This window comes from Promicromonospora sp. NPDC059942, from assembly GCF_042731755.1.
Taxonomy (GTDB): Bacteria; Actinomycetota; Actinomycetes; order Actinomycetales; family Cellulomonadaceae; genus Promicromonospora.
Window position 1 is genome coordinate 40063 of sequence record NZ_JBHWLR010000010.1, and the last position, 10015, is coordinate 50077.

A 10015-nucleotide genomic window follows, 5' to 3' on the forward strand; every position below is an offset into this window, starting at 1 on the left:
GACGGGTAAAACTACCCCGCCATGAAACCGACCTGGCAAGGAAAATGGTGGGGGGGGGGGCGGTCGCGCTTTGAAAACAAAGAGAAGCGCGAATGTCCCGCACTCAACGGGTCGGGGTCACCAGTTCGGGGTGACGCCCGGGAGGTTGGCGGGGAGCTTCACGTTCTTCGGGTGGTAGACGTACGTGAGGCCGTCCGTCGAGGTCTGCCAGACCCGCTCGAAGTTCTCCCGCGTGTACACGACGCGGACGGCGTCGTTCGTCGCCCCGTGCGGGTCGTTGAGGATCGGGTCGCCGTCGGCGGTGAACCCGCGGAGCACCACGAGGTGCCCGTCGGTCTCGTACCCGGCCTCGGGCATCTCCTCGGCCTCGAAGTTGATCGAGAAGACCAGCGGGATGCCGGCCGCGACGAACTTCTCCGCCTCCGCGAGGGAGCGCAGCCGGGTCACGAACGACTCCAGGCCGAACGTGTTCGCGTAGGCCGCGTTGAACGGCCAGTTGCCCGCGCCCTCGTACGTGTAGTCCCAGGTGTTCATCGCGGCGTAGTCGACCTGCGGGTCGCCGTTCGGCGCCTCGATGCCCTCCAGCTCCTCGGCCGGCACCTCGCGCCCGTACGAGTAGATGACCATCGTGGAGGACGTCGGCGAGCACCAGACCTGGCCGCCGCCCCCGAACTCGGGGTACTCGCCGCGGTGGATGTTCTGGCTGTACTGCGGCACGTCGAGCGCCACCTCGCGCCCCAGCGTGAAGTCGCTCGTGCCCGTGTAGTGCGCGTCGGGCAGGTACTCGTTGGTCATGGTGCTCACGGCGTCGAGCCGCGGAGACACCCGGGTGCCCTCGGGCCGGTACAGCGTGGCGCGGGTCTGGTACGCGTCCGGCTCGTGCCCCGACTTCGCGACGTACGTGTCGGTGAACAGGTACGCGTCGTCGTCGGTCTGGCCGTTCACCGAGGTGCGGTGGATGTCGCCCACGCGGCCGTCGGCGGGCGCGAAGTCGTCGCCCGAGGCCCAGCGGCCCATCACGAACCACTTGGTCCAGGTCCCGTCGGCCTTGCGGCCGCGGTACTCGATCTCCACCCAGGTCCCGGTGGGGGTGTGCGCGTTCCACGAGCTCACCGACTCGTCGATCAGGTAGCCGGCCTCGACCACGGGCGACGTCCAGCGGCCCGTCTCGTAGCTGACGGGCGTGCCGTCGCCGAACGGGTCGGTGTACTCGACGGTGTCGCCGGCGCCGCGCAGCACGAGCCCGCCCTTGGCGCCCGGCCGCAGGTTGGCGGTCTTGCCCGCGTGGAAGTCGCGCACCCCGTCCCAGGTGGTCAGCGTGATCTGGTTGTCCGACGCCGCCGCCTCCGGCGCACCTACCGCCGGCACGGCGCTCGCCGTGATCCCCGCCTGCACCACGAGCGCTCCCGTCGCCACCAGTGCGAACACCGTGGTCCGCAGTCCTCTTCGTCTCGACATAGCCCTGCCTCCATGCCTCCGGGCCCCCTCTCGGTGAGCGGGCCGTGGACCCTCCCTATCAGAGCGGGGATCGGGACAGAAGCAATTTAGGCGTCACCCGAAAGTGGGCGTGTCATCCCAGGTCGGGCACGGGGCCCGTCGTCGTGCCTTCGACCAGGCTGACCGGCAGGGTCACCGACTCTGGCTCCTCGCCGGCCAGCAGCGCGATGACGGCCAGGCCGAGCGCGCGGCCCTTCTCGACGAGCGGCTGGTGCACGCTGGTCAGCACGTCGGGGGAGAGCCACGGCAGGTCCAGCCCGTCGAACCCGGCGACCGACACGTCCTCGGGGACGCGCAGGCCGAGCTCGCGCGCGGCGATCACGGCACCGGCGGCGAGCAGGTCGGAGTGGGCGATGATCGCCGTCGGACGGTCCCGGGCCGGCGCCCACTCGGACAGGATCTCCGTGGCGGCGTCGCGCCCGTGCTCCACGAGCGAGGCGGGCGTCTCCCACGACATGACGGGCTCGATGACGTCGCGCACCCCGGCCAGCCGGTTCCGGGTGGGCGTGCGCTCCGCGGCGGCGAGCCGCTCGGCGTCCACCAGCCCCGACCGCTCGTCCCGCCCGAACGGAAGCGCGATCTCCGCGATCCGCGTGTGCCCCAGCTCGACCAGGTGGCGTACCGCCTCGGCGGCGCCGCGGCGGTCGTCGACGCCGACCACGGGCACGCCCGGCACCTCGTGCCCCTCGCCGATCACGACCGGCACGCCCCGGCGCTGGAGCGCCGCGAGGTTCGGGTCGCCCTCCAGGATTCCCCACACGAGCACGGCCACGTCCATCGCCGCGGCCTCGACCAGCGGGTCGACGGCGGGTGGCAGGCCGGCCTCGGCGGCGAGCCCCACGGACTGCGCGGTGGCGCCCTGCGGCATCCCGGGCACCAGCAGCACGCCCAGCCCCTGCTCGCCGATCGCGGAGACCAGGCCGTGCAGCACCTGCGTGGAGACCGGGTCGCGGAACGACCGGCCGAGCTGGTCGCCGATCACCACGCCCACGATCCCGGAGCGGCCCGAGCGGAGCTGCCGCCCCAGCGGGTTGGGCCCGGAGTACTCGAGCTCGCGGGCGGCGGCCAGCACCTTCTCCCGGGTCTCGGGCGTGATCGGTCCCGCGCCGGAGAAGGCGAGCGACGCGGTGGACACGGAGACACCTGCCAGCTCGGCGACCTTCGCGAGGGTCGGTCGGCCAACGGTCTGGCGGTTCATCGCGGTTCCTTCTCTCGCATCGGGCACCGGTGGTGCAGGACCCGGGTATCTGCTGGGCTGATCCCAGATTGTGGCTTACGGTCGGGAGATTCAATCGCACCAAGGAGTTCCGTGCCTACTGCACACGCCGCCGCCCGCGCGGTATTCGTCGTCTTCGCTGCCAGTGGGTTCGCCTTCGCGAGCTGGGCGTCACGCCTTCCCGCGGTGCGGGACGGGCTGGGTTTCTCCGAGCAGGAGATGGGTTTCCTCCTGCTCACGGGGTCCATCGGCTCGGTCGCCGCGATCCCGCTGTCGGGCCTGGTCGCGGAGCGGTTCGGTACGGCGCGGACCGTCCTGGCCTTCTCGGGGCTGCTCGTCGCCGGCCTCACGGTCGCCGGGTACGGCGTCGCCACGGACCAGCACCTCGCCGTCCGGGGCGGCCTGATCCTGTTCGGCGTGGGCGCCGGGGTCTGGGACGCCGCGATGAACCTGGAGGGCGCGGCGGTCGAGCAGCGGCTCGGCCGCGCCGTCATGCCGATCTTCCACGCCGGTTTCTCGTTCGGCACCGTGATCGGCGCCGGCCTCGGCATCCTGGCGGCCAACGTGGGCCTCCCGGTCGCCTGGCACGTCGTGGCCGCAGGCGTCGTCGCGTTCCTCTCCGTCGTGATCGCCACCCGGTTCTTCACGCCGAGCACCGCCGTGTCAGCCCGGCCGGACGGCGCGGCCGGGGCGGTCAGCGCGGACGGCGCCGATCCCGCGGAGGTGACGCCGCCGCCGTCGGGCATCAGGGGGCTGCTCGCCGCCTGGGGCGAGCCGCGCACCCTGGCGATCGGCCTCGTGGTGCTGAGCGCCGCCCTCACGGAGGGCGTGGCCAACGACTGGGTGAGCCTCGCGGTCGTGGACGGCTTCGGCACCTCCGACGGCATGGGCGCGGTCGGTCTCGCCGTCTTCCTCACCGCGATGACGACCGCCCGGCTGGCCGGGACGCGCGCCATCGACCGGTTCGGGCGCGTCCCGGTGCTCGTGCTCTCGGCGCTGCTCGCGTTCGTCGGTGTGCTGACGTTCTCGCTGGTCCCGGTCCTGTGGCTCGCGTTCGTCGGCGTGGCCCTGTGGGGTCTCGGCGCGGCGATGGGCTTCCCGATGGGCATGAGCGCGGCGTCCGACGAGCCGCGCCGGGCCGCGATGCGGGTGGCCGCGGTCTCGACCATCGCGTACACGGCGTTCTTCGTGGGGCCGCCGCTCATCGGGCTCGTGGCCCACGAGACGGGCTACCGCCTGGCGGTGCTCGTGCTCCTGGTGCCGATGATCCTCGGGCTGGTCGTGGCACGCTCCGTGCGCCCGCTGCCGACCGCGGCGGGTGTGAAGAGGTAGCGCGGATCACGCCAACGGGTTCCCGCAGGCCAGGCCCTGGAAACCAGGGAGGGAACACGTCTGCGGACACCAAAAGGTTCCAGAATTGGCAGACATCACCCACGCCATGTCGAAGATGTGCACAAATCCCGCACTGCGGGTAGATAGGCTTGCACGGTGAGCCCATACCCGGCAGACACCGTCCAGGCACAAGCGGTGGTCCCCAGCCTCGCCGACCTCACCACTCTGCGAGTGGGTGGACCGGCTGCCTCGTACGTCGAGGCCGAGGAAGAGGCCGCTCTGATCGAGGCGGTGAGGGCCGCCGACGACGCCGGTGTGCCGCTGCTCGTCGTGGGTGGCGGCTCCAACCTGCTGGTGGCCGACGAGGGTTTCGGCGGCGTCGTGGTGCGCGACGTCCGCACCGGGATCACCGTCGAGTCGGACGACACGTGCGGCGGCGGCGTGGTCAGCGCGCCGGCGGGCCAGAACTGGGACGAGCTGGTCGAGCGCGCCGTCGACGAGGGCTGGGTCGGCGTCGAGTCGCTGTCGGGCATCCCGGGGACGGTCGGTGCCGCCCCCGTGCAGAACATCGGGGCGTACGGCCAGGAGCTCTCGGGCGTCGTCTCGCTGGTCCGCACCTGGGACCGGGGTGACCGCCGGGTGCGCACCTTCGCCGTCGGCGAGCTGGGCTTCGGGTACCGCACGTCGCTGCTCAAGAAGTCCATGCACGGCGAGGGCCGCGAGGGCATCCGGGGCGAGGGCGACCCCCGGGCGCCCTGGTACCCGTCGCCGCGCTACGTGGTGCTGAACGTCCAGTTCCAGTTCCGGCTCGGCACGCTGTCCGCGCCCGTGGGCTACGGGGAGCTGGCGCGTCGCCTCGGCGTCGAGGTGGGCCAGCGCGCGCCCATGAAGGACGTCCGCGAGACCGTGCTGGGCCTGCGTGGCGGCAAGGGCATGCTGCTCGACCGCCCGACCTTCGGCGGGGAGCCGGACCACGACCGCTGGAACTCGGGCTCGTTCTTCACCAACCCCGTGATCCCCGTGGAGCACCTGGAGCACCTGCCCGAGGACGCCCCGCGCTACCCGGTCCGCTCCGCGACGCCGGAGACGACCACCGGGCCGAGCCTCGGCGCCATCGACCCCACGCTCGTGAAGACCAGCGCCGCCTGGCTCATCGAGCACGCCGGCTTCGCCAAGGGCTTCGGCCTGGCGGGGGAGCACAGCCCGGCCCGGCTGTCGACCAAGCACACGCTGGCGATGACCAACCGCGGCGGCGCCCGGACCGAGGACGTCATCGCCCTGGCCCGCGCGGTCCGCGACGGCGTCCGCGACCGGTTCGGCGTGACCCTGGTCCCGGAGACCGTCCTGGTGGGCGTCTCCCTCTAGCTCTCCGCACGTGTCAGACGCTCAGGTCACCAGGGTGACCTGAGCGTCTGACGTCTGCCTCAGTGGACGGACGCCTCAGTAGACGACGACCGGGGTGCCCGACGGCGCGCCCCAGCTGTCCCAGATCCAGTCCATCGCGCTGTTCGACACCCGCACGCAGCCGTGCGACGCCGGGAACGCCGGCACCGACGCCGAGCCGTGCACCGCGATGCCGCCCGTGAAGAACTTGGGCCGCCACATGTCGCCCAGCTCGAGCCGCGACGCGTACATCCGGTTCTCCTCGCGGTACACCGCGAACGACCCGCGCGGCGTGTACGCCGTGTAGGTGGCGCCCTTCGCCTCGTACGTCTCGCCGTTGCCGGACGACGCGTTGATCACCTTGACGACCTTGCCGTTCTCGACGGCCAGCACGAGCTGCCGGTCGATGTCGATCTCCAGCACCTTGCCCGACGACGTCTGCGGCCGCGGCACCACGCCCTTGTCCGCCGCGGCCAGCGTGGCGTCGCCGACCACCCCGTCCCGGTACAGGCCCCCGGCCTTCTGCAGCGCGAACACGGCCTGCTGCGTCTCGCCGCCGTACGCGTCGTCGACCGACGTCACGAAGTAGCCGAGGTCCCGCAGCCGCTGCTGCAGCTTGCCCACGCGGTCGCTGACCTCGCCGTACTCGATGTAGTCGGGCTTCTTCGGCTCGTCGTCCTTCGAGCCCTTGTCGTCGCCCTTGTCCCCGTCGGCCTCGTCCTGCGAGCTGCCCTTGCCGTCGGACTTGCCCTCGTCGGACTTGCCGTCGTCGCCCTTGCCCTCGTCCGCGCCATCGGCCGAACCGTCGTCGGCGCCCGCACCGGAGTCGTCCGTGCCCTCGCCGGCGCTCTCGGACGGCGACCCGCTCGGCTCCGGCTCCTCGGACGGCGTGCTCGCGCTGGGCTCCGGGGTGGGGGAGCTCTCCTCGGACGCGGAGGCGCTCGGCGAGCTCGTCGTCCCGTCCGCCCCCGCCGGCGGCTCCTGGTCGTCACCGCAACCGGCGAGCAGGGTCGCCGTCAGCGCCACCGCGCCCAACGCGCTCACGACCCGCCTGCCCACGTGGATCCTGTCCGTGCCGTGGTTCGACCTGCTGTGCACAACCCGCATCGTGACTCCTCCTCGGCCGCACCTGCTGGGGGTGGCGCGGCACCGCACACACGAGACGACGTCGTCCCCTCGTGAGTGTCCTTTATCCATGACCGACGCACGCCGGATCAAGATGGTTGGGTCGGTCGATCGTCACCCAATCGTGACTGACCCGCCCGTCGGGAGGGCGTGCCGGGTCTCGGCGGGATCGGGCGCGAGCAGCCACGCGTCCACGTCGGCCAGCAGCCGCGCCTTGGTCGACGACGACGCCCGGCTGGCCCGGATCGACGAGCCCGCCAGTGCCGCCAGCTCCGTGTCCGTGAACCCGTGCGCGTCCCGCGCGATCGTGTACTGGTCCACGAGCCGTGTCCCGAACAGGAGCGGGTCGTCGGCCCCGAGCGCGACGACGGCGCCCGCGTCCACCAGGGCGCGCAGCGGCACCTCGTCCGCCTCTCCGTACACGCCCAGGCCGAGGTTCGAGCCGGGGTTCACCTCCAGCGCGACACCGCGGTCCACGATCTCCGCCAGGACGCGCTCGTCCTCCGCGGCGCGGACGCCGTGCCCGATCCGGTCCGGGACCAGCTCCCGCAGGACCTCGCTGATGTGGTCGGGCCCGAGCAGCTCGCCACCGTGCGGCACCGCGGCCAGCCCGGCCCGGCGCGCGATGTCGAACGCGGGGCCGAACTGGGACGTGTCCCCGCGGCGCTCGTCGTTCGACAGCCCGAAGCCCACGACCTCGCCCACACCGTCACCCGCGTACCGGGCGGCCAGCCGGGCGAGCGTGCGCGCGTCGAGCGGATGCTTCATGCGCGACGCCGCGATGATCACGCCGACCTCGATGCCGTGCTCGGCGCTCGCGGCCCGGGCGGCGTCGATGACGATCTCGACGGCCGGTGTGATGCCGCCGACGAACGGCGCGTAGGACGTGGGGTCGACCTGGATCTCGAGCCGGCCGGAGCCCTCGGCGGCGTCGTCGGCCGCCGCCTCGTTCACCAGGCGGCGCATGTCGGCCTCGGAGCGCACGCACGCGCGGGCGGCGTCGTACAGGCGCTGGAAGCGGAACCAGCCGCGCTCCGTGGCGGGCAGGCGCAGGGGGTCGTTGTCGATGAGCGCCTCGGGCAGCCGGACGCCGTACGCGGCCGCCATGTCGACGAGTGTCGGCACCCGCATGGATCCGGTGAAGTGCAGGTGGAGGTGCGCCTTGGGGAGAAGTGCGAGGTCTCGCATCTGCGTAGTGTGGCAAAGCAGTGGTCCGGTGGCAGCCGCGATCGTGATACTCCGCACTACTCACACATCCGCGCCGCCCATCTTTGGTGCGCGCGCGCTCCGCTACGTATCCTGAGAAGAACATGCCCCAGATAGCCGAAATGACTGATTTGCTTGATGCGCGACCATGGACACCGGTGAGCCAGTGAACGAGAACAACACGGGTGAGACCGAGGCCGACGCGGCAGACCTCCCGGTGCACGTCGTGCTCGGCGGAAAGTACGAGCTCGTCGACGTCCTCGGCACTGGGGCGACGTTCACGGTCTACGACGCGCAGCGGGTAGCGGTCCCGGAGCCCGCGACGGGCGACGACGAGGACTCCGACGTCGCCACGGGCGCTTCCGCGGACGGCGACGGCGCGGACGGTTCGAACGGTTCGGACGGGGCCGGCGAGAGCGAGGCCGGTGCGCCGGGCGAGGCCGCGGACGCGGAGCCTGGCGAGACCACGGCCGGTGCGTCCGATTCCGGTGAGGCCGGGTCCGGTGCGGACGACGGCGCCGGCTCCGAGCCCGCCGCCGACGGCGTGCCCGAGCCCGGCGACGAGACCGACGCGGACGCCGACGTCGACACCGACGCCACGGCGGAGATCGCCGGACCCGCGGAGCCCGAGGCCGACCCCTTCGACGGGCCCCTCGTGGTCAAGGTGCTGCACCCGCACCTGGTCGACGACCGCAACGCGCGGGCCTCGCTACAGCGCGAGGTCGACGCGTCGGCGCTCGTCACGCACCCGGGCGTCGTGAAGGTGCTGGACTCCGGCGAGGAGGACGTCGCCGGCGCGAGCGTCCCGTGGACCGTCATGAACCGGGTGCCGGGCATCTCCCTGTCCGACTACGCCGGGGACAGCGGCCTGCCCTGGCGGGACGCGCTCATGATCATCGACGGCCTGCTGGAGGGGCTCGCCGCCGTGCACGCCGCGGGTCTCGTGCACCGGGACATCGCGCCGCGCAACGTGATGGTCGACAAGCGCCCGGACGGCACGTTCGCCGTCGGGCTGCTGGACCTCGGGCTCACCCGGCCCGCCGGCGGCGAGGGCGACGGCGCCACGGTGGCCGGCTCGGTCATCGGCATGTCGCCGGAGCAGGCCCGGGGCAAGCCGCTGGACGCGCGGAGCGACATCTACGCCGTCGGCGCGCTCGCGTACTACACGCTGACCGGCCACGCCCCGTTCGAGCGGGCGCAGGCGGAGGACGTCCTGCGGGCGCACGTGAACGCACCGGTCCCCGCGGCGTCGGCGCGGCGCGCGGCGGTCCCGGCGTCCGTGGACCGCCTCGTGTCCCGGGCCATGGCCAAGGACCCGAACCGTCGGTTCCCGACCGCCGAGTCGATGCGCGAGACCGTCACGATCCTGCTCGGCGGCCCCGCGGGGCGCATGGGCACCAGCGGCGAGACCATGCAACTCGGTGTGGGCGCCGGCGGTACCGAGGTGATCGACCCGGTCGCAGGGTCCGGCACGATGGTGCTGGGCCAGGCGGCCGAGGGCACCGACCGCACCACGCTGGTCGGCGCGGTGGGCGCTGCAGGAGCCGTCGGTGCCGCCGCGGCGCTCGGCGCGGACACCGCCGCGGCCGCCGTGCCGCCCCAGGTGCCACCGCCGCTGGAGCCGCCGGAGGAGGAGCGGACCTTCTGGCAGAAGATGACCACCGGCCGCGGCCGCGTGATCACGATCATCGTGTTCGCGCTTCTCGTGTTCGGCGGTGCGGGCCTGGTGATCGCGAACATGCTGGGCAACAACGGCACACCCGCGCTCACGCCGAGCGAGAGCCCGTCGACGCAGCAGCCGTCGCGGACGCCGTCGGCCTCCCCGACGCCGAGCGAGACGGACGAGGTGGCGCCGCCGCCGGAGTTCACCCCGACGCCGACTCCGACCCCGACGCCGACTCCCACCCCGACGCCCACGCCGACCCCGACGCCGACTCCCACCCCGACGCCGACGCCGAGCGTCACGCCCTCGGACGAGCCGACCGACGAGCCGACGGACGAACCCACCGACGAGCCCACGGACGAGCCGACGGACGAGCCGACCACCCCGGTCGAGCCCTCGACCAACCCGACAGGCGGCGGTCAGGCGGAGGGCGGCACCACGCTGCCCGGCGGCAGCCGCTAGGCCTGCTGGGCCGGCAGCCGGCATGCCGGACGGCCCGGGGGGGGGGGAGGGGGGGGAACAAGGGATTGTTGTCTAGATCTTTTGAGGGGGTCCTTTGGGGGAGCGCAGGGGGGGACAAGCGGGGAGGGACA

The 10015-nt window shown here is 72.9% G+C and carries 7 protein-coding genes; 3 read left to right on the forward strand and 4 right to left on the reverse strand.

Annotated features, from left to right (window positions below; genetic code table 11):
- Positions 1–117 precede the first annotated feature (117 nt).
- Together ACFV9Q_RS17210 and ACFV9Q_RS17215 are read right to left on the reverse strand one after the other, a co-directional pair.
- Positions 118–1458, reverse strand: a complete 1341-nt coding sequence (locus ACFV9Q_RS17210) for a C39 family peptidase (RefSeq protein ID WP_377235409.1) — start codon at positions 1456–1458, stop codon at positions 118–120.
- A gap of 112 nt (positions 1459–1570) precedes the next feature.
- The gene (locus ACFV9Q_RS17215; protein ID WP_285100941.1) at positions 1571–2695 is read right to left on the reverse strand and encodes a LacI family DNA-binding transcriptional regulator; all 1125 of its coding nucleotides are present in this window, start codon (positions 2693–2695) and stop codon (positions 1571–1573) included.
- 111 nt (positions 2696–2806) lie between these two features.
- On the opposite strand from ACFV9Q_RS17215, the gene ACFV9Q_RS17220 reads away from it, so the two are divergent.
- Together ACFV9Q_RS17220 and ACFV9Q_RS17225 are read left to right on the forward strand one after the other, a co-directional pair.
- Positions 2807–4045 (forward strand): MFS transporter, encoded by a 1239-nt coding sequence (locus ACFV9Q_RS17220; RefSeq protein WP_377235410.1) that lies wholly within the window; start codon positions 2807–2809, stop codon positions 4043–4045.
- Between the two features lie 156 nt (positions 4046–4201).
- Positions 4202–5410 carry a UDP-N-acetylmuramate dehydrogenase gene (locus ACFV9Q_RS17225; protein ID WP_377230690.1) on the forward strand — a complete coding sequence of 403 codons (1209 nt, stop codon included), beginning with the start codon at positions 4202–4204 and terminating at the stop codon, positions 5408–5410.
- Positions 5411–5485: 75 nt separating this feature from the next.
- Here the strand turns inward: ACFV9Q_RS17225 and ACFV9Q_RS17230 are convergent, their stop codons facing one another.
- A complete protein-coding gene (locus tag ACFV9Q_RS17230) occupies positions 5486–6535 on the reverse strand; it encodes a L,D-transpeptidase family protein (protein WP_377235411.1) in 1050 nt (349 codons plus the stop codon).
- Positions 6536–6667: 132 nt separating this feature from the next.
- The gene (locus tag ACFV9Q_RS17235; RefSeq protein WP_377235412.1) at positions 6668–7741 is read right to left on the reverse strand and encodes an adenosine deaminase; all 1074 of its coding nucleotides are present in this window, start codon (positions 7739–7741) and stop codon (positions 6668–6670) included.
- A 184-nt stretch (positions 7742–7925) separates the two neighbouring features.
- Between ACFV9Q_RS17235 and ACFV9Q_RS17240 the strand changes: the two genes are divergently transcribed.
- A complete protein-coding gene (locus ACFV9Q_RS17240; RefSeq protein ID WP_377235413.1) occupies positions 7926–9884 on the forward strand; it encodes a protein kinase in 1959 nt (652 codons plus the stop codon).
- Positions 9885–10015 lie beyond the last annotated feature (131 nt).

Coding starts and splice junctions, on each gene's coding strand:
- ACFV9Q_RS17230 (WP_377235411.1), bottom strand. CDS start 6,535: ATGCGGGTTGTGCACAGCAGGTCGAACCACGGCACGGACAGGATCCAC.
- ACFV9Q_RS17215 (WP_285100941.1), bottom strand. CDS start 2,695: ATGAACCGCCAGACCGTTGGCCGACCGACCCTCGCGAAGGTCGCCGAG.
- ACFV9Q_RS17235 (WP_377235412.1), bottom strand. CDS start 7,741: ATGCGAGACCTCGCACTTCTCCCCAAGGCGCACCTCCACCTGCACTTC.
- ACFV9Q_RS17210 (WP_377235409.1), bottom strand. CDS start 1,458: ATGTCGAGACGAAGAGGACTGCGGACCACGGTGTTCGCACTGGTGGCG.